Genomic DNA, 23,940 nt, shown 5'->3' on the forward strand with positions numbered 1-23,940 from the left:
TATTCCGATGCGGCGATCAGTCTGCAGTCTAGATCGTTACACTAACTTGTCTTTGCCAAGCAGAGGGCTGGAAGATGATAAGACGGTATTTTATAAGCGATGATTTGGATGACTTGGAAGCGATCGAACATGAGTTGGAAGCCAAAGGGATAGATACACCTCAAATTCATGTGCTTAGCGAGCAGGATGCTGAAGTGGAACTGCATCATTTGCCTGAAGTGTCGCCGGTATTAAAAAGCGATGTGGTGCATAGCACCGAAGTTGGAGCTGTGGTTGGTGTGATTCTGGCAGCTATTGTGTTGCTGGTCGCTTATTTTAGTGGCTGGACAGAAACCGCCGCAGGCTGGGTGCCTTTTATTTTTCTGGCCATCGTGGTACTGGGCTTTTGTACCTGGGAAGGTGGTTTTATCGGTATTCAGGAACCCAACATTCATTTTAAACGCTTCCAACAGGTGCTAAGTGAAGGCAAGCATGTGCTTTTTATCGACATCAATCCCGAGCAAGAAGCTGCAGTAAAAAAAGTGGTTCGCAAGCATCCAAAGCTGCAAAATGCTGGTACCGGTGCAGCTGCTCCTGGCTGGGTAGTACGGGCACAAATTTACTTTAAACGCTTTGTTAAAGCCATGCCCTGACTGCCTGCATCTCTGCACAACCAGAGCCTCTTAAAGCGGCTCTGGTTGTTTCAACTCCCACATTTTGTACAAATTTTATGCATTGGCTTGTGCAGCATGTTGGTTTATGACCTATAGTGACTGTACAGACGAAAAAGTGTTCGGTTTGCAGCCATGCGCTGGCTGTACAGTTGCATACCGTGTGTTCTGATGTCCGATTCATCTGTTGAAGTAGTGTCCTGTTACTTTTGCTGATTAAAGGATTATCTGGGTTATGGCGATTGCAATCATTATCCTGCTGCTTATCATCGGTACCGTCATTTTTCACTTCATCAGCCCCTGGTATTTCACTCCTCTTGCCTCCAACTGGTCTGCCATCGACAACACCGTCGAGCTGACATTCTGGATCACAGGGTTTGTCTTTGTGGCGGTCAATTTGTTTCTGGTGTATGTGCTGTTTCGTTACCGCAGCCGGCCAGGCCTTAAAGCGGAGTATGAACCAGAGAACAAAAAGCTGGAGGGGTGGCTAACGCTGGCAACAACCATTGGCATTGCCGCGATGTTGGCACCCGGGCTCTATGTTTGGGGGCAGTTTGTCAAACCACCGGATAATGCGATGCAGGTGGAAGCCGTTGGTCAGCAGTGGCACTGGAGTTACCGTTTTCCCGGTGAGGATGGTGTGCTGGGCAAGGTGGATACCCGGCTAGTCAGTGAAAATAATCCCTTTGGTATTGACCCATCCGATCCTGCTGGTCAAGACGACATTCTGATTTTCAGCAATGAATTGGTGTTACCACTGGAGCAGCCAGTAAAAATGCTGCTACGTTCCAAAGATGTACTGCACAATTTCACCGTGCCGCAATTTCGCGTCAAGATGGACATGGTGCCAGGCATTTCCAGTTTTTTATGGTTTACCCCAACCCGTACAGGTGTTTTCGACCTGATGTGTGAAGAGCTCTGTGGCATTGGCCATTACGCCATGCGCGGACGGGTGGTGGTGAAAGAGCCCGACGAATTTGAACGTTGGCTGGCTCGCCAGGTGACCTTTGCACAAACTCAAAGCCGTACGGCCGGGGATGCGGCGCTTGGTCGGGCGCAGTACATGGTCTGTGCCGCTTGCCATGGTACTCAGGGGGAGGGCAACGAAGGGCTGCATGCTCCTCGTCTGGCTGGCCAGGATCTATGGTACCTGCAGCGGCAGTTGAAAAATTATCAGCAAGGAGTTCGTGGTACCACGGAAGGTGATGTGTTTGGCGGTCAGATGATAGCCATGGCCAACCTAGTGAGTGATGAGCAAAGCATGCAGCATCTGCTGGCCTATATTGGTTCCCTCCCAGAGCCAGTCAGAGCAAAAGCGGACGGTGATCTTCGGCGTGGGCAGCAGTTGTATCGCAATTGCGTGCATTGTCATGGCGAACAGGCTGAGGGCAGTTTTCATATGAATGCGCCTCGGCTGGCGGGCCTGGAGCCTTGGTACCTGAGCCGGCAAATTGTTTACTTCCGCGACCGGGTTCGCGGTGGTCACCCGGATGACTTTTACGGTGCCCAGATGAGCTTGCTGGTGCAGTCCTTGCGCACGGAAGAAGACATCGATGACCTGGTCGCCTACATCAATTCATTGCAACCTGCGCAACTGGCAAGGAGAGACTGATGACACAAACAGCGATTGCCGAGCATGCCGATGAGCATCATCCAACCAGTTTTGTCAGTAAGTACATTTGGAGTCAGGATCACAAAGTCATTGCCATTCAGTACAGCATCACGGCAATTTTTGTTGGCCTGGTTGCCTTAGTCCTGTCTGGGCTGATGCGGTTGCAACTAGGATTCCCTGATCAGTTCTCATTTATCAACCCAGAGTCTTACCTGCAGTTTGTTACCATGCACGGCATGATTATGGTGGTGTATTTGCTGACCGCTTTGTTGCTGGGTGGCTTTGGCAATTACCTGATCCCACTGATGATTGGTGCCAGGGACATGGTGTTCCCGTTGCTGAATATGCTGAGCTACTGGACCTATTTGCTATCAGTTATCGTGCTGCTGGCCAGCTTTTTTGTGCCGGGCGGGCCTACTGGGGCAGGCTGGACTTTGTACCCACCGCAAGCCATTTTACCCGGTACGCCAGGGGCAGACTGGGGCATCCTGCTGATGTTGATTTCGCTCGGTATCTTTATTGTTGCCTTTACCATGGGCGGGCTGAATTATGTCTGTACCATTTTACAAGCCCGCACCAAAGGCATGACACTGATGCGGATGCCACTGACCATCTGGGGCATTTTTGTCGCCACCATTATGGGCTTGCTGGCGTTTCCAGCTCTGTTGGTTAGCGCCATTATGATGATGATGGACAAGGTGGTTGGCACCAGCTTCTTTATGCCGGCCATAATATCCATGGGAGAAACGCTGGATCACACCGGTGGCAGCCCGATTTTGTTTCAGCATCTGTTCTGGTTTTTTGGCCACCCCGAGGTTTACATTGTTGCCTTGCCGGCTTTTGGCATTGTGTCCGATATTCTGGCGACCCATGCCCGCAAAAATATTTTTGGCTACCGCATGATGGTTTGGGCCATCGTGGTGATCGGCTTACTTAGCTTTGTGGTTTGGGCCCACCATATGTATGTCAGTGGTATGAACCCTTACTTTGGTTTCTTCTTTGCCACCACGACGCTGATTATCGCTGTGCCGACCGCATTGAAGGTATACAACTGGATCCTGACGCTCTGGAAAGGCAACATTCATCTGACTGTGCCGATGTTGTTTGCAATAGGCTTTATTTTTACTTTTATCCATGGCGGCTTAAGCGGCCTCTTTCTTGGCAATGTGGTGATTGACTTGCCCTTATCCGATACCTACTTTGTGGTCGGCCACTTTCATATGGTGATGGGCTTATCACCAATCCTGGTGCTGTACGCTGCTTTGTATCACTGGTTCCCGAAAGTCACTGGCCGTATGCTGCATACCGGCCTGGGCAAGATCCATTTTTGGACCACCTTAGTAGGTGCCTACTCAGTGTTTTTACCGATGCACTATCTAGGTATTCTTGGCGTGCCAAGGCGCTACTTTGGTATGGCTGGTACCGACTATATTCCTGAGTCGGCACAGCTGCTCAATGCCAATATCACTGTAGCTGCGATCATTGTTGCTGTGGTGCAGTTGGTATTCATTGTTAATGTCATCATTAGTTTGCGTTCAGGCGAAAAAGCGCCTGCCAATCCGTGGGGTGCAACTACGCTCGAGTGGCAAACACCGGATAACCCACCCAAGCACGGCAACTGGGGGCCGGAAGCACCGGTCGTGTATCGCTGGGCTTATGATTTCAGCGTACCTGGCGCCAAAGATGACTTTATTCCCCAGAATGTGCCCAACAGTGCAGTGGAAGTAACTGATGCTGCCGCTTTTGCGGAGGCTGGCAAATGAGTATTTTCAGTAAATTGACGGAAAAACCCTGGCTGGCTCAACCTGAAGGCATGGATCCATCCTTATTGCAGCCTGCAGCTACTTACTGGCCTGCCCGCACCGCCTTGCGATTTTTTCTCGCTACGGTAACGGTGATTTTTTTACTTTTTATTATGACGATGCTGGGTCGTTCTCAAATGGGCGATTTTCATGCCCTGGCCGGGGAGCCTTGGTTGCCTTTTGATCGACCGGTGCAGTTGTGGTGGAACACCGGCATTTTGCTGTTGAGTAGCCTAGCCATGCAGGTTGGCCTTTGGTTGGCACGCAAGGACCAATTGCAGGCATCGTTGCTGGCAGTCATGCTGGCAGTTCTCTTTGTGTTGGGATTTATGTTGGCGCAATGGTACGTCTGGCAGCAGTTGGCGCTGGCCGGTTTTGGTCTGACCACCAACCCAGCCAGCAGCTACTTTTATTTACTGACAGCAGTGCATCTGGCGCACTTATTCGGTGGCGTGGTTGCGCTTGGTGGTTTGTTGCAGCGTTACTGGCGGCGGCAGAGCAGTGACAAAGTGGTTGCCAGCCTGGCACTCTGTACCACCTACTGGCATTACTTGTTTGGGATTTGGCTGGTGTTGTTTGCCTTACTAACCAGCTCGGCCGGTACCATTGATTCACTCGCTGCCTTGTGCGGCTTCTAAGGAGGAAGCGATGAGCACTGAACCAAATCCATCGTTTTCAGACAGACCCGACGGCTGGCAGGGGGTAGTTGCCGATTGGTCGGCTGATCAGCAAGCTTTTCGGATGTCCTGGGGCAAGTTGATGATGTGGGTATTCCTGCTGGGGGATACCTTTATTTTTAGTATTTTCCTGATTGCCTATATGAATGTGCGTTGGTCTGCCGCCGAAGCCTGGCCCAATGTCAGTGAAGTCTTTGCCCTAACGGTTGCCGGGCAAACGATTCCGCTGCTGCTGATTGCCATTATGACTTTCATCTTGATTACCAGTAGCGGCACCATGGCGATGGCGGTGAGCAGCGCCTACCGGGGCATGCGCAAACAGGCAGTCTGGCTGATGCTGGCGACCGCTGTGCTGGGAGCCATGTTTGTCGGCATGCAGGTGTTTGAGTGGAGCAAGCTGATAGAGGATGGGGTTCGGCCTTGGGGCAATCCGATGGGAGCCGAGCAGTTTGGCGCTGCCTTTTTTATGATCACCGGTTTCCACGGGCTCCATGTAACGGGTGGCGTGATCTATCTGTTGATCGTGGCTTGGCGTCTGCATAAAGGGCATTACGATAAAAAGGGCTATGAGATTGTCGAGATTACCGGTCTCTATTGGCATTTCGTCGACCTGGTTTGGGTGTTTATTTTTGCATTCTTCTATCTCTGGTGAGGTGAAACATGACGCAGGACGTGAATCAACAGCATCCGGTCAGTATGTACCTGAAAGTCTGGGGCTGGCTGTTTGTACTGAGTTTTTTTTCTTACATGGTCGATTACATGGAGCTGCAGGGGCTATTACGCTGGAGTCTGATTTTATTTTTTATGGTGATTAAAGCCGGCGTGATTTTAAGTGTCTTTATGCATGTGAAATGGGAAAGCCTGAATCTGAAATTGTTGTTGATTATTCCCACTTTTGCCATTGTCGTTTTCATTGCTTTAATGGCCTTTGAGGGCGATTATGTTCTGATGAACCGGCTGCTTTACTACAGCACGGCTGACTGAGGCCAGGCCTTGATGCGCTGGAGTGTTCGACATACCTTGGTTGCAGCTATCCTGCTGGTAGTGCTGTTGGTAGCTTCGGTATTTTTTTTTTTACAGCGACAGCCAGGATCTTTGCAGTTGCAGCAGGCAGTGTTGTTAACCAACCCTCTGCCTCTGCACGACTTTGAACTTTGGGATCAGCACCGGCAGCGTGTTACCCGTGAGGATCTAAAGGGGCAATGGCACCTGCTGAGTTATGGCTTTACTTATTGCCCGGATATTTGCCCGATGACGCTGGCCAAGCTTAGTCGTTTTCAATTGGAGCTGGAGCAGCAGCAACAATACGCCGATATTCAGTTATTATTTTATACCGTGGACCCTGCTCGGGACACCCCCGAAGTCTTGCAGCAGTATCTAACATTCTTTGCAGCCGATATTCGTGGTTTGGTAGCTATTGATGGCAGTGAAAAGCACAAAAACTTTGAGCAAACATTGGCTATACTCTATGAAGCGGGTGCAGCGGATGCTTCTGATCCTATGGCTTACCAGGTAGATCATGGGGTGTTGTTGTATTTACTGAACCCAAAGGCTGAGTTGCAGGCCGTGTTTACCCCGGTAAGCCGTGTGGGGGCTGTGCCGGACTTTGATCCTGAGCTATTGTTTCAGGATTATCTGGCAATTCGCAGTTTTTTGCAGTAATTCAGGAGTCATGATTTGAAGGCAGTAAGAGCATTCTATTGGTTGATGCTCAGCTGGAGCTGCTGCGCGGCTGCTGATGAGTTGGTGCTCTATACCGAGCATTTTCCGCCTTTTAGTTATGAGCATGATGGTGTCATTACCGGCACCAACACAGAAATTGTGCGGCGCCTGTGTGAGCGTGTGACCATCAGCTGTCGCTTTGAGCTCTATCCCTGGCGTCGCGCTTTTGAACATGCATTAGCCAGTCCACAAGCAGGGCTTTACTCGACCTCTCGTAGCAAAGAGCGCGATGCCATGTTTCAGTGGGTTGGGCCGCTGGCGTATACCACTCCTTATCTTTACCGGTTAAAGAGTCGAAGCGATATCCAACTGCAGCAAGTCGAAGACGCGAAAGGGTACATGATAGCCGTGGCCCGGGGTGACGTGTTTGAAGAGTACTTTTTAGAAAAAGGCTTTCGGTATGGTCAGCATCTGCTGGACTTTGAGTCCAAGTCGGCAGCTACCCCGCTGTTTTTACAGGGGCGGGTCGATTTGATGGTATCTTCCGAACTGGTGATGCCGGTTTGGCTGGCAGACTACCAACAGACCATGGAAGTCGTTGAAGCAACGATTGCACTGGATGGGATCGCCGGTAACTTTCTAGCGCTAAATCCGGATGTGCCTGTTGAGTTGGTCGAGCAGCTGCAAGCGCAGTTGGAACTAATGCGGCAAAGTGGTGAGTTTGAGGCCATCGTGCAAAGTTTTCAGGTGAAGTAATATGGGTACTAACTCCACCATGGCGTTGTTTTTTCTTGTGCAAGCTGCTCAGCCTCCGTTACCATCAGAGCATGATGAAAGATTCAACTGAACAACCTCATTTCTGGCAGGCTTCTGGCCAGAACCAAACCTATACCGAGCTTTGCAATGCGTTGTATGAGCGCGAGTTGCTGCGCTTGTCACAGTGTCCCGCCAGTGATGTTGTCCAGCTGCCGCGTCAGCTGGCCAGCTTGCCGTTTTACATTCGCAAAGCGGCGCAGCGTATCCTTCAGGTGCAATCTCCATTGTTGTTGGACAGTCAGAATGCATCCTGGTTTGCCAGTCAGGCGGTCAGCTGTCCCTTGAACAGGCAGCGACCAGATCAAATTGCCCGCTTTTTTGAAAAAGCTGCCAAACCTGGCCTGCTGGTACCTGTGTATCAGGAGCAGCTTGGCGTAGAGCGTATTTTGCTGGATGCGATCGATGAGGTCGACATTGCCGGTCAGCGCTTACACTGCAACCAGCATGGTTGGTTTGCCTTTGCCGGTACGCCACTAAGTACTGATAATACGGATAAATTTTTGCTTCAGCCGGTAAAGGTGGTGATGACGGCGTGCTGCTGTGGTCATCAGTGGAGCAACCAAAAGCGCAGCTCGCCCCGGGCTCTTAGTCTGCGTGAGTTGCTTCTGACCACGGACCTTAACTGGAAAAATTTTGCCAAACCCATCCTGCGCGCCCCGCTTGTGACCAGTTAGCCCTTCCCTCACCGCACCGAAAGCTTCATAATAACCCAATGATGAACTCTGAGCCGGTGGCATGCGGTTACTGACAATTGCCTTATTGATTTTGTTGCTGCTACTGCAATACCGACTTTGGTTTGGACAGCACAGTGTCAGCGATTACCTGCAACTCACTCAGCAATTAGAGCAGCAGGCATTAGCCAATGAGGAATTGGCCAAGCGCAATCGTCTGTTGCTGGCCGATGTGGATGATCTGCGGCTTGGCTTGGAAGCGATTGAAGAGCGAGCCCGCAATGAGCTTGGTATGATTCGCGATGATGAAGTTTTCTTTCGAATTGTCACTGATAGCCCAAGCCTGAATGATCAGCGTCAGGGGATTACCTTGCCACTACAACCGGAGCGGAGATGACCGCTTTTAGCCTGCACCGATTGGCGGCTGTGATCCCTGCCGCAGGGATTGGCAGCCGGATGAGAAGTGAATTACCCAAGCAGTACCTCAGCTTACATGGCCGCACCATCCTGGAGCACAGTGCCGCAGCCCTTCGTCAGCTGCATCACGATCTGCCTTTGGTGATTGCACTTGGTGCAGAAGACCCTTACTTTGCCAGTACCAGCCTGGCCACAGACCCACGGGTGCGAACCGTTGTTGGTGGCCGTGAGCGTGCTGACTCGGTGTTGGCAGCGCTTGAAGCCTTGGAGCCGGCTCAGTTTGACTGGGTGCTGGTGCACGATGCAGCCAGGCCGCTGTTGCATCTTACCGATCTTAATCGCTTGATTGACAGCTGTCAGCAAGTTGGTTACGGCGGGATTTTGGCTGCTCCGGTGCGCGATACCATGAAACGTGGTGGGCCTACCATTGACCACACCGTGGATCGCACCCATCTCTGGCATGCACTGACACCACAACTTTTTCCTCTGCTGCCATTAAAACAGGCACTTCGCTCTGCACTGGCTGAGAGCGTAGTGGTGACCGACGAAGCCTCTGCCATGGAATGGGCGGGGCAGTCGGTGCTTTTGGTGGAAGGACGCAGCGACAATATTAAAGTGACCCGGCCAGAGGATCTTGCCTTGGCTGCTTTTTATTTGGAGACACAACAGTGACAGCTTTTCGCATCGGTCATGGTTTTGATGTACATGCTTTTGGAGGCGAAGGCCCGTTGACTCTGGCGGGTGTTCAAGTGGATTACCCGCAAGGACTGCTGGCCCACTCGGATGGTGATGTAGTGCTGCATGCACTGACGGATGCTATTTTGGGTGCGTTAGCACTGGGTGATATTGGTCACCACTTTCCAGATACCGACGCAGCTTATGCCAATATCGACAGCCGTTTGTTATTGCGTCAGGTGGTGGCCACCATGCAACAGCAAGGCTGGAAATTGGGTAATCTGGACATCACCATTATGGCGCAGGCCCCCAAGATTGCGCCGCATATTGCCGCCATGCGGGCCGTGGTAGCTGCGGATGTGCAGGCCGAGCTGAGTCAGGTCAATGTCAAGGCAACGACAACCGAGCGGTTGGGGTTTGTTGGCCGTAAAGAGGGCATTGCTGCTGAGGCTGTGGTGTTGCTGGTGGCTTGCTGATGGCTGCAAGCACTCAGGCCTGGTTGTATGGCCGGCCGCAAGCCAAAGCCAACATTCGTAGCCAGCCCGATGATTTTGTCGTGGATGAAGAGCTCAATTTTAGCCCCAGCGGTGCAGGGGAACATCTGCTGCTGCAGATTGAGAAAATTGGCCAGAATACTCAGTATGTCGCCAGGCAGCTGGCAGAGCGTACCGGCCTTAAAAACCGGGACATTAGTTTTGCCGGCCGCAAAGATCGCCATGCCATTACAAGGCAGTGGTTCTGCTTGCCATGGCCAATCAAAGCCGAGGTGCCTTGGCAAAGCTGGCAGGGCGAGGGCTACCGGATTATACAGGTGCAGCGCCACCACCGTAAGTTGAGGCTGGGGGCCTTAAAACGCAATTACTTCCAAATTCGCTTACGTCAGGTCGATGATATTGCTGCAGTGCTGAAGCGATTGGCCCAGGTGCAGCAGGGTGTTCCCAACTATTATGGCGAGCAACGTTTTGGCATCGATGGTGGTAACCTGGTGAAAGCCAAAGCACTCTTTGCTGGTCAGGGTATTGCTGATCGGCAGCTGCGTGGCCTGGTTTTGTCAGCGGCTCGTTCTTTCTTATTCAACCAGCAAGTTTCGGCGAGGATTGCGGCAGGTCATTTCACTACCTTGTTACGAGGTGATATTGTGCAACTGGATGGCTCGGGTTCTATTTTCAGGGCAGATGAAGGGCTGGAGGCATTGCAGCTACGTATAGAGCAAGGCGATTTGCACCCTACGGCTGCACTCTGTGGTCTGCCTGCCGCCGAGAAATCCCAGCCACAGCATCAAGCGGCCCAACTGGAAGCTGCCTGGCTGGCTGAGCATAGCGGCTTGGTACAAGGACTGATTGATTTTCGTCTAAAAGCAGAGCGTCGTTCTATTAGGTTGCTACCCCAGCAGCTTAGTGCAACGCAACAAGACGATACAATTTTGCTGCAATTTGCCTTGCCTACGGGTTGTTTTGCCACCAGCGTGCTGCGAGAATTGGTGCAGTACACCGATGCAGGCGCCAGCCAGCAGTATGGAGAAGACTAATGCGAATTTTGTTAAGTAATGATGATGGCGTCTATGCCAAAGGCATTCAGGTGTTGCAGCAAGCCTTATCGCAAATTGCTGATGTTACAACGGTTGGGCCGGATCGCAACTGCAGTGGTGCTAGTAATTCTCTTACCCTGCTAAACCCACTTCGAACCCAGCAGTTGGATAATGGCTTTATTGCTGTCAGCGGTACCCCAACCGATTGTGTGCATCTGGCCATTAGTCAGCTTTTGGACTTTACCCCGGATTTGGTGGTGGCTGGCATCAATCATGGCGCCAATATGGGTGATGATGTGATTTATTCGGGCACGGTTGCTGCGGCGACCGAAGGCCGGCATCTAGGCCTGCCTGCCATCGCTGTGTCATTGGCCGGACATGACGATGAGTACTTCGAAACCGCTGCCTATGTGACAGTACAAGTGATCAGGAAATTAAAATCGCACCCGCTACCGGCCGATCAAATCTTAAATATCAATGTACCCTCGATTCCAGTACAGCAGCTCAAAGGGGTACAAATTACCCGGTTGGGGCGTCGCCATAAAGCCGAAACCATGACCAAGGCACGCGACCCCTGGGGACGCGATATCTATTGGTATGGCTCTTTAGGGCCAGAGCTCGATGCTGGGCCTGGCACTGATTTTTATGCCATTGCCAATGGCTATGCTTCGATTACACCTATTCATGTCGATATGTCTGCTTATAAAAGCATGGAACAACTTAGTCAGTGGTTAGAAGGAATTCAGTTGTAAATGGCTGTAGCAACCCAACGCAGCGCCAGTGTGCTGGCGCAAAAGCTTCAAAGCGAAGGCATTCGTAATCAGCAGGTGATCACTGCTATCGCCAACACGCCGCGTCATTTGTTTGTTGAAACCGTGCTGGCGCATAAAGCCTATGAAAATACAGCATTGCCAATCGGTCATGGCCAAACGATTTCACAGCCTTACATTGTCGCCCGTATGACCGAACTATTGCTGGCTGGTGGTAAACACCAGCATGTGCTTGAGATCGGCACCGGTTCCGGTTATCAGACCGCAGTGCTGGCTCAGTTGTTTGATCGGGTGTGCAGCGTGGAGCGCATTAAAAGTTTGCAGTTCCAGGCCAAGCGCAGACTGCAACAGCTCGATTTGCACAATGTATCAATGAAACATGGTGATGGCTGGCAGGGCTGGCCCAGTAAGGCTCCTTTTGATTGCATTCTTGTAACGGCCGCACCCAGTGCAGTGCCCCAGGCCCTGTTGCAGCAACTTAGTGACGGGGGACGCTTGGTGATCCCAGTCGGCACCGATGAGCAGATGCTCCGGGTGATCAGCCGCCATGGCGATGAGTTTGTTGCAGAAAATGTCGAAGCGGTTCGCTTTGTCCCCTTGGTGCCAGGCGAACTGGCCTAAGTAAACTTAAATCACAGGGTGTGGTGATGTCGTATTTGATGGTGTGGTGTAAAGGATTGCTGATGGGCGCTGCCGACATTGTGCCTGGTGTTTCTGGCGGCACTTTGGCGCTGCTGCTGGGTATTTATGAGCGGCTGATCAAGGCTATTCGCTCGGTGGATCATCATGCCATTGGCATGGTGCTGCAAGGAAAGTTGAAAGCTGCCTGGCAACACATGGATGGTACTTTTTTACTGTGTCTGTTTAGTGGTATTTTACTCAGCGTCTTTTTACTGGCTAATGGCGTTAGCTGGCTGTTGGTTCATCAGCCGGTGCTGCTCTGGGCTTTATTTTTTGGTCTCATCCTATCGGCATTGCCGCATCTATGCCTGAAATTGAACTGGAACCGATTGCTTTTAGTCTTGTTATTGGTTGGGATCGGTATCGCCTTGGCCATTGGGCGTATGCAGCCAGTCGAGTTGGAACCTGAGCTATGGATGTACTTTGTAGCCGGAGCCATCGCTATATGTGCGATGATTTTACCCGGGATCTCCGGAAGCTTTATTTTGTTGTTGCTTGGGATGTATGCGCCCGTTTTGTTGGCAGTGACTGAGCTACATCTGGTGCCGCTGGTGCTCTTTGCCAGTGGTTGTGTGGTGGGATTGCTGAGTTTTTCACGCTTGCTCTCCTGTTTACTGGCGCGTTACCATGATGCTACTTTAGCACTGTTAATTGGTGTGGTGATTGGTGCCATGTATCGGGTTTGGCCATGGCAACTTGCCGGATCGCCAGTTAGCTTTGCAACCTACGCCCAGCAACATGAGTTGCAGCTGGGGTGGGCGCTGCTATTGGCTGTCGTTGGTATCCTGTTGATGCAGGGCATGCTTCGGTTGGAGCGCCAGCAAGATAGTCGTGATGATGTAAGCAATTAATGAGGCGGCGATGAGTGCACCGAGTGCCCCAGTCAGACGCAAAGGCAACCCCGCTTGGTCGTCGGGTCTTGGTGGTTTTTTGGCGGTTGGTCTGCTCAGTGCATTGCTAATCGGTTGCGCCAAACGCTCGGCACCGGCACCGGTTGCCAGTTTGCCAGTGCAGTCGGCTCAGGCGTCGCGGGGCAGTATCACCACCGATACCTATCAAGTGCAACGAGGTGACACTCTTTACTCCATCGCTTTTCGGGCCGGCCAGGATTTTCGTGAGCTGGCCCGACGTAATCAGATCAGCGCACCTTACATTATTCATCCGGGCCAGCAGCTGCGTATGACCGGGACAGCTCCCGCTGCGCGAGCCAGCACGACAACAGCACCGGCAACCTCAGTACCTGCAACAAGAGCAGCGCAACCAGCTCCGGTGACCACCCAACCAGCTACACCAGCCCCTGCGACACCAAGAACTCAGACCAATCCAAGCCCACCGGCAAAATCGGTTGCACCACGCCCACAAACGGGTTATGTTCATAATAGATCAGCACAAAACCCAGAAAAAACCGAGCACAATACCTCAGCGTCTGGTCGATTGCAATGGCAGTGGCCGGTCAGAGGCACCATTCTGGCGCGTTTCTCGCATCAGGAGCATGGCAGCAAGGGCATCAAGATCGCAGGTAATGAAGGCCAGCGTATCAATGCAGCAGCAGCAGGGCAGGTGGTCTATGCCGGTAACGCACTGCGGGGTTATGGCAATTTAATCATTATTAAACACAATGATGATTATCTGAGTGCCTATGCTCACAACAGCCGACTTCTGGTGCGTGAGCAACAGCGGGTGGAGGCTGGACAACACATTGCCGACATGGGCAGTACTGAAGCAAGTCGAACACAATTGCATTTCGAAATTCGTTTTCGAGGGCAATCAGTTGACCCGCTGCAGTTTCTGCCAAAGTAACACACGAAAAGCAACATCATAACAATAGACGTCCAGAAGGACGCATTGATGGTCAGCAACCAGGAGCCGGTCTGTCTGTACCAAATGTACCCTGAAGATGTGGGAGAAGGATATGGGATCCAAGGCAATTAATGAGCGTGATGATAGCAGCAATGATGATGTAAATGACGAATTGTCTTTGATGGACGATACAGATGAGCCAGATGCTGCCGCCCTTGCCGAAGACAATGATACTGATACCGACGATATCTTTGCGCGCGATGATAGCTACCGTGCCTTAGATGCCACTCAGATGTACCTGGGCGAAATTGGTTTTTCGCCCTTATTAAGTGCCGAGGAAGAAGTTTACTTTTCGCGGCTGGCGCTCAAGGGCGATGAAGCTGCCCGCAAACGCATGATAGAAAGCAATCTAAGGCTGGTTGTGAAAATTGCCCGCCGCTACATCAATCGGGGCCTCGCTTTGCTGGATCTGATTGAAGAAGGTAACCTTGGTTTGATCCGCGCGGTGGAGAAGTTCGACCCTGAGCGCGGTTTCCGCTTTTCAACCTACGCCACCTGGTGGATCCGCCAAACCATAGAGCGGGCCATTATGAACCAGACCCGCACCATCCGTTTGCCAATCCATGTGGTGAAAGAGCTCAATATCTATTTACGGGCGGCCCGGGAGCTTTCGCAAAAGCTGGATCATGAGCCGACTGCCGAAGAAATTGCCGCCGCGCTGGATAAACCGGTGGAAGAAGTCAGTAAGATGCTTAAACTGAACGAGCGTATTACCTCGGTCGATGGTTTAGCGGCAGGTTCGTCGGACAAACAGTTGCTGGATGTGATTGCTGACGATAAAGAGCTGGGGCCGGAGATGGAGCTGCAGGATCAGGATATCAAACAGCATCTGGTGCAATGGCTGGATGAACTGAACCCGAAGCAGCGCGAAGTTCTGGCTCGCCGCTTTGGCTTGCTGGGTTACGAGCCTTCTACTCTGGAAGATGTTGGCCACGAAATTGGCTTAACCCGTGAGCGGGTGCGGCAAATTCAGGTCGAAGCCTTGCGGCGGTTAAAAGAAATCGTCACCCATCAGGGGCTGAATATCGAAACGCTGTTTCAGGATTAATTCGACCAACCATATCAAAGCGCCCCAAGGGCGCTTTTTTTGAGTGGCATTACTCGGTCAATTGCGCTTGCAACTGGTACAGCAAGTCCAGGGCCTGACGGGCGCTGAGTTCATCCGGGTTCAGGCTGCGTAGGTGTTGCAGTACCGGATGTTCCGGGGCAAGCAGATCCAGTTGCTGCACAGCTGCTGGCTTTTTGCTGGCTGTGGCTGCTGGCTCGGCCTGCTCCAGTTGCTGCAATTTGCGTCTGGCCTGCTGGATCACTACTTTAGGTACACCGGCCAGTTGCGCCACCTGCAAGCCAAAGCTTTTACTGGCGGCACCTTCTTGTACATGGTGCATAAAGGCAATGGTATCACCGTGCTCGACTGCATCGAAATGCACATTGGCGAGACCTTCCAGCTCATCGGCCAGTTGAGTCAGTTCAAAGTAGTGGGTGGCGAACAAGGTCATGGCTTTTAACTGCCGGGCCAGATAGTCGGCGCAGGCCCAGGCCAGCGACAAACCATCGTAAGTGCTGGTACCACGGCCTACTTCATCCATCAGCACCAGGCTGTTTGGCGTGGCGTGATGCAAGATGGTGGCGGTTTCGGTCATCTCCACCATAAAGGTGGAGCGGCCTGAGGCAAGATCGTCTGAAGCGCCAACCCGGGTAAAGATACGATCAATCGGCCCTATCACCGCCCGTTCAGCGGGCACATAACTGCCAATGGCGGCCATCAATACAATGAGCGCGGTCTGGCGCATATAGGTCGATTTACCGCCCATATTGGGGCCAGTGATCAGCAGCATGCGGCGGTTGGGGGAGAGCTGCAATGGATTGGCAATAAAAGGTTCCTGCATCACCTGTTCAACCACCGGGTGCCGTCCTTGCTCGATAGCAATACCGGTCGTCGTTTGCAGCTCGGGCTGATGGTAATTCAGTACATCGGCGCGTTCGGCAAAATTACTCAGCACATCCAGCTGCGATAAGGCGGTGGCCAGTTGCTGCATCGCTTCCAGTTGTGGTAGCACCTGTTCAAACAGCGCTTCGTACAGCTGCTTTTCCAGTGCCAGGGCTTTGCTTTGGCTGCCCAGTACTTTGTCTTCGTATTCTTTTAGCTCTGGAATAATGAAACGCTCGTTGTTTTTCAAGGTTTGGCGGCGAATGTAGTCTGCCGGCACTTTATGATCCGAGCCGCGGCCAATTTCAATGTAATAACCATGTACCCGATTAAAACCGACCTTGAGCGAGCTGATGCCGGTACGCTCTTTTTCGCGGCTTTCCAGTTGTTGCAGGTAATCGGTTGCACCGGTTGCCAGCGCTCGCCAGTGATCGAGTTCTTCATGATAACCCGGTGCTATTACCCCGCCATCCCGGATCAATACTGGTGGCTGTTCAATAATGGCTCGCTCCAGTAAAGCACATAGCTCTGGTAGTGGTTGGGCCTGACTGGCCAGCCTGGTCAGCAAAGGGCTTTGCCAGCTGCTGGCCAAATGCTGCAACTCAGGCAGTTGCTGCAGTGCCTGGCGCAGCCGGGCAAAATCACGGGGCCGGGCTGAGCGCAAGGCAATACGGGCGATCACCCGCTCGATATCTCCTATTTGCTTGAGTTGCGGCTGCAGCTCGGGGTAGCAATCTGCCAGCTCAGTCACCGCCTGCAGGCGCTGTTCTATGCGTTGTTGTTGGCGCAGCGGCGCATGGATCCAGCGTTGCAATAAACGGGAACCCATGGCGGTCTGGGTTTGATCCAATACATCCAGCAGGGTGTGTTCGCGGCCACCGGCCAGGTTTTGTGTCAGCTCCAGATTGCGTCTGGTAGCCGCATCCAGCACGATGTAGTCATCGCTTTGCTCTTTGGCGATGGCGCGGATATGTGGCAACTGGCTGCGCTGGGTATCTTTGACGTACTGCATCAGGCAACCGGCAGCCATCAAACCAACAGGCGCATCCTCCACCCCAAAGCTCAGTAAGTCTTTGGTTCCAAACTGCTGGCACAATAAGCGCCGGGCGGTTTCCGCCTCAAACTCCCACACCGGGCGGCGTCGGCAGCTGCAACGCGTTGGCAGCAGGTGCTGAGCGGCCAGCTCTTCACTGTACAGTAGCTCAGCCGGTTGCAGTCGCTGCAATAAGGCCTGCACATCGCTTTCATTGCTTAGTTGTTGCAGTAAAAAGCGACCACTGCCAAGGTCGAGCCAGGCCAAGCCAAAGTGGTCTTTATGCTGCACCAGACTGCACAACAAGGTATCGCGTCGTTCCTGCAGCAAAGCCTCATCGGTCACTGTGCCTGGGGTAACAATGCGCACGACCTGGCGCTCAACCGGGCCTTTGCTGGTGGCTGGATCGCCAATTTGCTCACAAATGGCGACTGACTCCCCCAACTGCACCAGGCGGGCCAGATAGGATTCGACCGCATGGTAGGGCACACCGGCCATAGGAATAGGCTGGCCGCCACTTTGGCCGCGTTTGGTCAGCGAAATATCCAGCAAGCGAGCTGCTTTTTTGGCATCGTCATAAAATAGCTCGTAAAAATCACCCATGCGGTAAAACAGCAGAATATCCGGGTGCTGGGCTTTTAACCCCAGATACTGTTGCATCATCGGGGTATGGGGACTGGCAGCTTGCCCCAGGGCGGTGGTGGACGGCATAATGGTGTCAAATTCCTTGCATCTGGATTGCTATGAGCACCACCACCGACACCTTGCAACTGGCTCAGACGTTGGGCCAGTTATTGATCGAGCAAAAGCTGATGGTGACGGCGGCGGAATCCTGTACCGGCGGTGGCTTAGCTTACAACCTAACCGCTGTTGCCGGTAGCTCTGCGTATCTGGATCGCAGTTTTGTCACCTATAGTAACAAATCCAAACAGCAATTATTAGCCGTTGATAGCCAAACCCTGAAGCAGCATGGTGCTGTTAGCTTGCAAACCGTGCAGGAAATGGCTGCAGGGGCCGCCAAAGCCGCGGCAGCAGATATGGCCATTGCCATTTCCGGCATTGCCGGGCCGGGCGGTGGTTCTGAACACAAGCCGGTGGGCACGGTGTGTTTTGCCTTTTGGCTGCGCGGGCTTTGCACCAGCAATCAACAATTTTTTGCGGGTGATCGGGCAGAAATCCGTCAACAAGCCATTCATTTTGCGTTGCAGCAGAGCATCCGGCTGTTGACAGCATCGTCAAACTAAACTACTGTATGCTCATACAGCATTCAGACCGATTGATATTTTTTGGGAGTCATCAATGGACGACAATAAACAAAAAGCGCTGGCCGCCGCTTTAGGCCAAATTGAACGCCAGTTTGGTAAAGGTTCCATCATGCGCTTGGGTGATAGTACGGCGCTGGAAATTGACTCGGTGTCCACTGGCTCACTGGGTTTGGATATTGCGCTGGGCATAGGTGGTCTGCCTTATGGCCGTATTGTTGAAATCTATGGTCCTGAATCATCCGGTAAAACTACGCTGACTTTGCAGGTGATTGCTGAAGCCCAGCGCGCTGGCAAAACCTGTGCCTTTATTGATGCGGAACATGCATTGGATCCGATTTACGCCTCTAAGCTGGGCGTGGATGTTGATAATTTGCTGGTCTCTCAGCCGGATACCGGCGAGCAAGCACTAGAAATCTGCGACATGCTGGTACGCTCTGCGGCGGTCGATGTGGTGATTGTCGACTCTGTTGCCGCTTTAACACCAAAAGCCGAAATCGAAGGCGATATGGGCGACAGCCATATGGGCTTGCAGGCGCGCTTAATGTCGCAAGCTTTACGGAAATTGACTGCCAACATCAAACGGTCGAACACCTTGTGTATTTTCATCAACCAGATCCGGATGAAAATCGGCGTGATGTTTGGTAACCCGGAAACCACCACTGGCGGTAATGCGCTGAAGTTCTATGCCTCGGTGCGACTGGATATCCGTCGTATTGGCTCGGTGAAAGATGGCGATGAAATCATCGGCAACGAAACGCGGGTGAAAGTGGTGAAAAACAAAGTGGCACCCCCCTTTAAGCAGGCTGAATTTATCATTACCTATGGCCAGGGGATAAACAAGCAGGGTGAACTGCTGGATCTGGGTGTGCAGGAAAAGCTGGTGGATAAATCCGGTGCCTGGTATGCCTATCAGGGCAACAAGGTAGGGCAGGGCAAAGCCAATGCAATGAAGTTTCTGCTGGATAACCCAGCCATTGCCAATGAAATTGAAGCCGAATTGCGCAGCCGTTTGCTGTTAAAGCCAGAAAAAATGAAAAAAGCTGCGGTGGAAATAACAGAAGAGTTGCCAGCAGAAGAGTAAGCGATTACTGCATGAGAAAATGCCAGCCTTTGAGCTGGCATTTTTTATGGATGAATAATGGTGTGGATGCGGTTCGATAAAGCGATTGCACCTATTGGGCTAGACGTCTATACGTTTAGAAGTTGACTTTCTATTGATTTTTTCGCACACTGCACCCATTGCTTTAAGTGGGTATGGAGTCGTTATGCCAATCAAAGTTGTCGATCAGTTGCCTGCCGTAGGCGCTTTGTCAGCCGAAAATGTGTTTGTCATGACCGAAAGCCGGGCCGCCAGTCAGGATATACGGCCGCAGCGTATTGCCATTTTGAATCTGATGCCCAACAAAATTACCACCGAAATCCAGCTGCTGCGCCTGCTAGCCAACTCGCCACTGCAGGTGGACGTGGAGTTGCTGCGCTTAGACGATCACGTCAGTAAGCATACGCCGGAAAGCCATTTAAATTGCTTTTACCGGTATTTTTCTCAGGTCGCGGATCAAAATTACGATGGTCTGATTATCACCGGTGCACCGCTAGGCCTGGTTGATTACGAAGATGTGACCTACTGGGACCAGCTGGAAGGGATCCTCAGCTGGGCTGATAAACATGTCACTTCAACCTTGTTTTTGTGCTGGGCGGCGCACGCTGCTTTGTATCACTACTATGGCTTGCAGCGTGAAATTCGTGGTGACAAGCTCTCCGGTGTCTATGCCCAGCACCTCAAGCAGCCATTGTGTCCGCTGGTGCGGGGCTTTGATGATGAATTTAAAGTACCGCATTCCCGCTATGCCCAGGTCCCCAAGCAGCGCTTCTCTCAGCACGATGACTTGCATATTCTGGCTGAATCCGATGTAACAGGTCCTTATTTGCTGCAGAACAGCAGTGGTAGCCGGGTTTTTGTCACCGGCCACCCTGAATACGATGTCAATACCTTAGCGGATGAGTATCAGCGCGATCTGGCCGCTGGTTTAAGCCCAAAGATCCCGGAGCATTATTTCCCGCAGGATGATCCCGGTCAGCCCCCTTTAAAGTTATGGCAAAGCCATGCCTTTTTGTTATTCAGCAACTGGTTAAACTATTATGTCTATCAGGCCACACCTTTTGATTTGGGTGCCATTGGCCGGAAGTGAGGTTTCATGAGCAAAGCACGATTGACCCCTGAGCAGCTGCGTGCCGTGTTGAAGCAGCGGATTCTGATCCTGGATGGCGCCATGGGCACCATGATCCAGGCCCATCAGTTGCAAGAAGCCGATTACCGCGGCAGCGAATTTGCCAACTGGCCGTGCGATGTAAAAGGCAACAACGATTTGCTGGTACTGAGTCAGCCAGACATTATTCGTGCTATTCACCATCAGTATCTGCTGGCCGGCGCTGATATCGTTGAAACCAACAGCTTTAATGCCACCACCATCGCCATGGCCGATTACCAGATGGAAGCATTATCAGCCCGCATTAATCGTGAGGCGGCCAGACTGGCGCGCCAGGCCTGTGATGAAATAACTCAACAAACACCGGAGCGGCCTCGTTATGTCGCAGGGGTGCTAGGCCCGACCAACCGCACGGCATCGATTTCACCGGATGTGAACGACCCAGGCTATCGCAATGTTACCTTCGATGAACTGGTCACTGCCTACAAAGAATCGACCCACGCGCTGATTGAAGGTGGGGCCGATATCATCATGCTGGAAACCATCTTTGATACGTTAAATGCCAAAGCCGCTGCTTTTGCGGTACTGGAAGTATTTGATGAACTGGGGTATGAGCTGCCGGTAATGATTTCCGGCACCATCACCGATGCGTCTGGCCGTACTCTGTCGGGGCAGACCACAGAGGCGTTTTACCATTCGCTGGCGCATGTAAAACCAGTTTGTTTTGGCCTAAATTGTGCGTTGGGCCCGGATTTACTGCGGCCTTATGTTGAAGCTTTGTCGACAGTATCAGAAGCCTTTGTCTCGGTGCACCCGAATGCTGGTTTGCCAAATGAATTTGGCGAGTATGACTTAGGTGCTGAAGAAATGGCGGCAGAAATTGCCGATTGGGCGCGGCAAGGCTTTGTTAATATTGTTGGTGGTTGCTGTGGCACGACGCCAGAGCATATCCGCACTATTGCCGAAGCGGTCGCAGGCGTTTCGCCGCGTCAGCCGAAACCTGTCAGTCATCAGTTTAACCTGGCTGGCTTAGAAGCTTTTTCTCCGGAGTGGTAATGCAGCAACAGGCACGATTTATCAATATCGGTGAGCGCACCAATGTCACCGGCTCGGCACGCTTTAAAAAGCTGATTTTAAATGGTGATTATGAAACGGCGCTGGATGTGGCCAGGCAACAGGTAGAGAACGGCGCTCAGATCATCGATATCAACATGGATGAAGCCATGCTGGATAGCAAGGCGGCTATGGTGCGTTACCTCAGTTTGCTGGCGGGTGAGCCGGATATTTGCCGGGTACCCATTATGGTGGATTCGTCCAAATGGGACATTATTGAAGCGGCGCTCAAATGCATTCAGGGTAAAGCCATCGTTAACTCCATCTCGCTTAAAGAAGGTGAAGCACCCTTTTTAGAGCAAGCCAGACGCATCCGTCGTTACGGGGCTGCGGCTGTTGTGATGGCCTTTGATGAAGTGGGGCAGGCTGATACCAAAGCGCGCAAAGTGGAAATTTGCCAGCGTGCCTACCGTTTGCTGGTAGATACTGTGGGCTTTCCACCCGAAGACATCATCTTTGACCCTAATATTTTTGCGGTTGCCACCGGCATTGAAGAACACAACAATTATGCTGTGGATTTCATTGAAGCTTGCCGTGACATCAAGCAGCTGTGCCCGTACGCCAAGATCTCCGGTGGGGTGTCGAATATTTCATTCTCGTTTCGTGGTAATGATCCGGTGCGTGAAGCCATGCACTCGGTGTTTTTGTACCATGCCATTGCTGCCGGCATGGACATGGGCATCGTCAATGCCGGCCAACTGGCGGTGTATGATGATATTCCAGATTTGCTGCGCGAGCGGGTGGAAGATGTCATCTTAAACCGGCGCGAGGATGCCACAGAGCGCTTGCTGGAGATAGCGCCTGAATTTAAAGGCGATGGCAGTGTGGCAGAAAAACAGGATGATGCCTGGCGCAGTCTACCGGTCACCAAACGGCTGGAGCATGCGCTGGTTAAGGGTATTACCGATTTTATTGAGCAGGATACCGAAGAAGCCCGCCAGCAAGCAGACAAGCCCCTTCATGTGATCGAAGGCCCGTTGATGGATGGCATGAATGTGGTGGGCGATTTGTTTGGCGAAGGCAAAATGTTCTTACCGCAGGTGGTTAAATCTGCCCGGGTGATGAAAAAAGCCGTTGCTTATTTGCAGCCTTACATCGAAGCGGAAAAATCCGGTGGCCGAGCCCAGGGGAAAATCTTGCTGGCCACGGTCAAAGGGGATGTACACGACATCGGCAAGAACATTGTGGGGGTGGTGCTGCAGTGCAACAACTTTGAGGTGATCGATCTGGGCGTTATGGTGCCTTGCGCCAAACTGTTGCAGGTGGCCAAAGATGAAAATGTCGATGTGATTGGTTTATCTGGCCTCATCACGCCGTCCTTAGATGAAATGGTGCATGTAGCCAAAGAAATGAAACGGCTTGGTTTTGAGCTGCCGCTGCTGATTGGCGGTGCTACGACCTCTAAAGTACATACGGCCGTTAAGATAGAGCCGCATTACGAGCATGGGGTGGTGTATGTGCCCAATGCCTCGCGCAGTGTTTCTGTAGTGCAATCCTTGATCAGTGACAGCAGCAAAACCGATTATCTGGCTCGTATTCAACAGGAATACGTCACTGTGCGTGAGCAACATCAACGCAGTCGTCCGGGCCAAAAAATGCTGAGTTTAGCGCAAGCCAGGGACAATAAATTTCAGCTGGATCTAACCAAAGTAGCACCGGCACCGAAACAGCCCGGTGTGCATCTGTGGGCCGATGTGGACTTGCAGCAACTGCGAGATTACATTGACTGGACGCCGTTTTTTATGACCTGGCAGCTGTCAGGCAAATACCCGGCCATTTTGAATCATCCAGAAGTAGGTATTGAAGCACGCAAGTTATTGGCTGATGCCAATGCCATGCTGGATCAGATGATTGGCACCAAACGTATTCAGGGAAAGGCTGTGTTTGGTCTGTTTCCGGCCAACAGTGATGGGGATGATATCATTGTGTATACGGATGAAAGCCGAAGCACCGAACGTTGCCGTCTGCATCAGCTGCGCCAGCAGTTGCAATTACGCAACAACATAGCCAACAGTTGTTTGAGTGACTTTATTGCTCCTGTTGGCAGTGGTGTCGCCGATTACATCGGCGCTTTTGCGGTCAGCACTGGCTTTGGTGCCGATGAGTTTGCCGCTGAATTTGCAGCGGCGCACGATGATTACAACAGCATTCTGGTAAAAGCGCTGGCAGATCGCTTAGCTGAGGCGCTGGCCGAGTATTTGCACCTTAAAGTTCGCCGTGAGTACTGGGGTTATGCTGCCGATGAGCAACTGGAGAACGAACAGCTGATTCGTGAGCTCTATCAAGGTATCCGGCCAGCACCTGGTTACCCGGCCTGTCCGGAACATACCGAAAAAGGCACCCTATGGCAGTTGCTGGATGTGGAAGCAAAAACCGGTATGCAGTTGACCGAAAGCTATGCCATGTGGCCAGGAGCTGCCGTCAGTGGCTGGTATCTGGCGCACCCGGACAGCAAGTACTTTGCTGTTAGTAAAATTGGTCGCGACCAATTAGCAGATTACTCCAGCCGAAAGAGCTGGAGTGAACAGGAAGCTGAAAGCTGGCTGGCTCCCAATCTGAATGATTAGGTGA

General features: G+C 52.1%; 24 protein-coding genes. 23 read left to right on the forward strand and 1 reads right to left on the reverse strand.

What is annotated here, in order from left to right; translation table 11 throughout:
* Positions 1 to 74: 74 nt before the first annotated feature.
* The 18 genes from JJU14_RS10945 to rpoS all read left to right on the forward strand — a co-directional run bounded on the left by JJU14_RS10945 (position 75) and on the right by rpoS (position 14,869).
* Complete coding sequence (locus JJU14_RS10945) at positions 75 to 632, forward strand: NAD/FAD-utilizing enzyme (RefSeq protein WP_228613477.1); 558 nt, start codon at positions 75 to 77, stop codon at positions 630 to 632.
* A 253-nt stretch (positions 633 to 885) separates the two neighbouring features.
* The gene (gene coxB, locus JJU14_RS10950; protein ID WP_228613479.1) at positions 886 to 2,262 is read left to right on the forward strand and encodes a cytochrome c oxidase subunit II; all 1,377 of its coding nucleotides are present in this window, start codon (positions 886 to 888) and stop codon (positions 2,260 to 2,262) included.
* Positions 2,262 to 4,025: a cbb3-type cytochrome c oxidase subunit I gene (locus tag JJU14_RS10955; RefSeq protein ID WP_228613481.1), complete on the forward strand. Its 1,764-nt coding sequence runs from the start codon at positions 2,262 to 2,264 to the stop codon at positions 4,023 to 4,025. Before coxB ends, JJU14_RS10955 begins: the two co-directional genes overlap by 1 nt.
* On the forward strand, positions 4,022 to 4,702 hold the full coding sequence (locus JJU14_RS10960; RefSeq protein WP_228613483.1) for a cytochrome oxidase subunit III: 681 nt from the start codon (positions 4,022 to 4,024) through the stop codon (positions 4,700 to 4,702). Before JJU14_RS10955 ends, JJU14_RS10960 begins: the two co-directional genes overlap by 4 nt.
* A 10-nt stretch (positions 4,703 to 4,712) precedes the next feature.
* Complete coding sequence (locus tag JJU14_RS10965; protein WP_228613485.1) at positions 4,713 to 5,393, forward strand: cytochrome c oxidase subunit 3; 681 nt, start codon at positions 4,713 to 4,715, stop codon at positions 5,391 to 5,393.
* An 8-nt stretch (positions 5,394 to 5,401) separates the two neighbouring features.
* Positions 5,402 to 5,725: a cytochrome C oxidase subunit IV family protein gene (locus JJU14_RS10970; protein WP_228613487.1), complete on the forward strand. Its 324-nt coding sequence runs from the start codon at positions 5,402 to 5,404 to the stop codon at positions 5,723 to 5,725.
* Positions 5,726 to 5,737: 12 nt separating this feature from the next.
* On the forward strand, positions 5,738 to 6,403 hold the full coding sequence (locus tag JJU14_RS10975) for an SCO family protein (RefSeq protein ID WP_228613489.1): 666 nt from the start codon (positions 5,738 to 5,740) through the stop codon (positions 6,401 to 6,403).
* A gap of 15 nt (positions 6,404 to 6,418) precedes the next feature.
* Positions 6,419 to 7,159: a transporter substrate-binding domain-containing protein gene (locus tag JJU14_RS10980; protein ID WP_228613491.1), complete on the forward strand. Its 741-nt coding sequence runs from the start codon at positions 6,419 to 6,421 to the stop codon at positions 7,157 to 7,159.
* A gap of 74 nt (positions 7,160 to 7,233) precedes the next feature.
* Positions 7,234 to 7,893, forward strand: coding sequence for a hypothetical protein (locus tag JJU14_RS10985; RefSeq protein ID WP_366914898.1), 660 nt, complete (start codon positions 7,234 to 7,236; stop codon positions 7,891 to 7,893).
* Positions 7,894 to 7,954: 61 nt separating this feature from the next.
* The gene (gene ftsB, locus JJU14_RS10990; protein ID WP_228613495.1) at positions 7,955 to 8,287 is read left to right on the forward strand and encodes a cell division protein FtsB; all 333 of its coding nucleotides are present in this window, start codon (positions 7,955 to 7,957) and stop codon (positions 8,285 to 8,287) included.
* Positions 8,284 to 8,979, forward strand: a complete 696-nt coding sequence (ispD, locus tag JJU14_RS10995) for a 2-C-methyl-D-erythritol 4-phosphate cytidylyltransferase (protein WP_228613497.1) — start codon at positions 8,284 to 8,286, stop codon at positions 8,977 to 8,979. The genes ftsB and ispD overlap by 4 nt, the downstream gene beginning before the upstream one ends.
* Positions 8,976 to 9,458, forward strand: a complete 483-nt coding sequence (gene ispF / locus JJU14_RS11000; protein WP_228613499.1) for a 2-C-methyl-D-erythritol 2,4-cyclodiphosphate synthase — start codon at positions 8,976 to 8,978, stop codon at positions 9,456 to 9,458. Before ispD ends, ispF begins: the two co-directional genes overlap by 4 nt.
* Positions 9,458 to 10,510, forward strand: a complete 1,053-nt coding sequence (locus tag JJU14_RS11005) for a tRNA pseudouridine(13) synthase TruD (RefSeq protein WP_228613501.1) — start codon at positions 9,458 to 9,460, stop codon at positions 10,508 to 10,510. The genes ispF and JJU14_RS11005 overlap by 1 nt, the downstream gene beginning before the upstream one ends.
* Positions 10,510 to 11,262 carry a 5'/3'-nucleotidase SurE gene (gene surE, locus JJU14_RS11010; RefSeq protein WP_228613503.1) on the forward strand — a complete coding sequence of 251 codons (753 nt, stop codon included), beginning with the start codon at positions 10,510 to 10,512 and terminating at the stop codon, positions 11,260 to 11,262. Before JJU14_RS11005 ends, surE begins: the two co-directional genes overlap by 1 nt.
* The gene (locus JJU14_RS11015; protein WP_228613505.1) at positions 11,263 to 11,901 is read left to right on the forward strand and encodes a protein-L-isoaspartate(D-aspartate) O-methyltransferase; all 639 of its coding nucleotides are present in this window, start codon (positions 11,263 to 11,265) and stop codon (positions 11,899 to 11,901) included.
* Between the two features lie 26 nt (positions 11,902 to 11,927).
* Positions 11,928 to 12,812: a DUF368 domain-containing protein gene (locus JJU14_RS11020; RefSeq protein ID WP_228613507.1), complete on the forward strand. Its 885-nt coding sequence runs from the start codon at positions 11,928 to 11,930 to the stop codon at positions 12,810 to 12,812.
* Between the two features lie 10 nt (positions 12,813 to 12,822).
* Complete coding sequence (locus JJU14_RS11025) at positions 12,823 to 13,761, forward strand: peptidoglycan DD-metalloendopeptidase family protein (protein WP_228613509.1); 939 nt, start codon at positions 12,823 to 12,825, stop codon at positions 13,759 to 13,761.
* A gap of 112 nt (positions 13,762 to 13,873) precedes the next feature.
* A complete protein-coding gene (gene rpoS / locus JJU14_RS11030) occupies positions 13,874 to 14,869 on the forward strand; it encodes an RNA polymerase sigma factor RpoS (RefSeq protein WP_228613511.1) in 996 nt (331 codons plus the stop codon).
* 49 nt (positions 14,870 to 14,918) lie between these two features.
* On the opposite strand, the gene mutS is transcribed toward rpoS, so the two are convergent.
* Complete coding sequence (mutS, locus tag JJU14_RS11035; RefSeq protein WP_228613513.1) at positions 14,919 to 17,495, reverse strand: DNA mismatch repair protein MutS; 2,577 nt, start codon at positions 17,493 to 17,495, stop codon at positions 14,919 to 14,921.
* A gap of 32 nt (positions 17,496 to 17,527) precedes the next feature.
* Here mutS and JJU14_RS11040 point away from each other — a divergent pair, with 32 nt between their 5' ends.
* The 5 genes from JJU14_RS11040 (at position 17,528) to metH (ending at position 23,936) form a co-directional block, all read left to right on the forward strand.
* The gene (locus tag JJU14_RS11040) at positions 17,528 to 18,028 is read left to right on the forward strand and encodes a CinA family protein (RefSeq protein WP_228613515.1); all 501 of its coding nucleotides are present in this window, start codon (positions 17,528 to 17,530) and stop codon (positions 18,026 to 18,028) included.
* A gap of 55 nt (positions 18,029 to 18,083) precedes the next feature.
* On the forward strand, positions 18,084 to 19,130 hold the full coding sequence (gene recA, locus JJU14_RS11045; RefSeq protein ID WP_091343258.1) for a recombinase RecA: 1,047 nt from the start codon (positions 18,084 to 18,086) through the stop codon (positions 19,128 to 19,130).
* A 184-nt stretch (positions 19,131 to 19,314) separates the two neighbouring features.
* Entirely contained in the window at positions 19,315 to 20,238 is a 924-nt protein-coding gene (gene metA / locus JJU14_RS11050) for a homoserine O-succinyltransferase (protein ID WP_228613517.1), read from the forward strand.
* A gap of 6 nt (positions 20,239 to 20,244) precedes the next feature.
* Positions 20,245 to 21,312 carry a homocysteine S-methyltransferase family protein gene (locus tag JJU14_RS11055; RefSeq protein ID WP_228613519.1) on the forward strand — a complete coding sequence of 356 codons (1,068 nt, stop codon included), beginning with the start codon at positions 20,245 to 20,247 and terminating at the stop codon, positions 21,310 to 21,312.
* Positions 21,312 to 23,936 (forward strand): methionine synthase, encoded by a 2,625-nt coding sequence (metH, locus tag JJU14_RS11060; RefSeq protein WP_300976219.1) that lies wholly within the window; start codon positions 21,312 to 21,314, stop codon positions 23,934 to 23,936. Before JJU14_RS11055 ends, metH begins: the two co-directional genes overlap by 1 nt.
* Positions 23,937 to 23,940: the final 4 nt, after the last annotated feature.

Source organism: Alkalimonas sp. (assembly GCF_020831925.1).
Taxonomy (GTDB): domain Bacteria; phylum Pseudomonadota; class Gammaproteobacteria; order Enterobacterales; family Alteromonadaceae; genus Alkalimonas.

What these genes read in the sequence shown, in the direction of transcription:
- JJU14_RS10945 (WP_228613477.1), top strand. Translation starts at nt 75, where the DNA reads ATGATAAGACGGTATTTTATAAGCGATGATTTGGATGACTTGGAAGCG.
- coxB (WP_228613479.1), top strand. Translation starts at nt 886, where the DNA reads ATGGCGATTGCAATCATTATCCTGCTGCTTATCATCGGTACCGTCATT.
- JJU14_RS10955 (WP_228613481.1), top strand. Translation starts at nt 2,262, where the DNA reads ATGACACAAACAGCGATTGCCGAGCATGCCGATGAGCATCATCCAACC.
- JJU14_RS10960 (WP_228613483.1), top strand. Translation starts at nt 4,022, where the DNA reads ATGAGTATTTTCAGTAAATTGACGGAAAAACCCTGGCTGGCTCAACCT.
- JJU14_RS10965 (WP_228613485.1), top strand. Translation starts at nt 4,713, where the DNA reads ATGAGCACTGAACCAAATCCATCGTTTTCAGACAGACCCGACGGCTGG.
- JJU14_RS10970 (WP_228613487.1), top strand. Translation starts at nt 5,402, where the DNA reads ATGACGCAGGACGTGAATCAACAGCATCCGGTCAGTATGTACCTGAAA.
- JJU14_RS10975 (WP_228613489.1), top strand. Translation starts at nt 5,738, where the DNA reads ATGCGCTGGAGTGTTCGACATACCTTGGTTGCAGCTATCCTGCTGGTA.
- JJU14_RS10985 (WP_366914898.1), top strand. Translation starts at nt 7,234, where the DNA reads ATGAAAGATTCAACTGAACAACCTCATTTCTGGCAGGCTTCTGGCCAG.
- ftsB (WP_228613495.1), top strand. Translation starts at nt 7,955, where the DNA reads ATGCGGTTACTGACAATTGCCTTATTGATTTTGTTGCTGCTACTGCAA.
- ispD (WP_228613497.1), top strand. Translation starts at nt 8,284, where the DNA reads ATGACCGCTTTTAGCCTGCACCGATTGGCGGCTGTGATCCCTGCCGCA.
- JJU14_RS11005 (WP_228613501.1), top strand. Translation starts at nt 9,458, where the DNA reads ATGGCTGCAAGCACTCAGGCCTGGTTGTATGGCCGGCCGCAAGCCAAA.
- surE (WP_228613503.1), top strand. Translation starts at nt 10,510, where the DNA reads ATGCGAATTTTGTTAAGTAATGATGATGGCGTCTATGCCAAAGGCATT.
- JJU14_RS11015 (WP_228613505.1), top strand. Translation starts at nt 11,263, where the DNA reads ATGGCTGTAGCAACCCAACGCAGCGCCAGTGTGCTGGCGCAAAAGCTT.
- JJU14_RS11020 (WP_228613507.1), top strand. Translation starts at nt 11,928, where the DNA reads ATGTCGTATTTGATGGTGTGGTGTAAAGGATTGCTGATGGGCGCTGCC.
- JJU14_RS11025 (WP_228613509.1), top strand. Translation starts at nt 12,823, where the DNA reads ATGAGTGCACCGAGTGCCCCAGTCAGACGCAAAGGCAACCCCGCTTGG.
- rpoS (WP_228613511.1), top strand. Translation starts at nt 13,874, where the DNA reads ATGGGATCCAAGGCAATTAATGAGCGTGATGATAGCAGCAATGATGAT.
- mutS (WP_228613513.1), bottom strand. Translation starts at nt 17,495, where the DNA reads ATGCCGTCCACCACCGCCCTGGGGCAAGCTGCCAGTCCCCATACCCCG.
- JJU14_RS11040 (WP_228613515.1), top strand. Translation starts at nt 17,528, where the DNA reads ATGAGCACCACCACCGACACCTTGCAACTGGCTCAGACGTTGGGCCAG.
- recA (WP_091343258.1), top strand. Translation starts at nt 18,084, where the DNA reads ATGGACGACAATAAACAAAAAGCGCTGGCCGCCGCTTTAGGCCAAATT.
- metA (WP_228613517.1), top strand. Translation starts at nt 19,315, where the DNA reads ATGCCAATCAAAGTTGTCGATCAGTTGCCTGCCGTAGGCGCTTTGTCA.
- JJU14_RS11055 (WP_228613519.1), top strand. Translation starts at nt 20,245, where the DNA reads ATGAGCAAAGCACGATTGACCCCTGAGCAGCTGCGTGCCGTGTTGAAG.
- metH (WP_300976219.1), top strand. Translation starts at nt 21,312, where the DNA reads ATGCAGCAACAGGCACGATTTATCAATATCGGTGAGCGCACCAATGTC.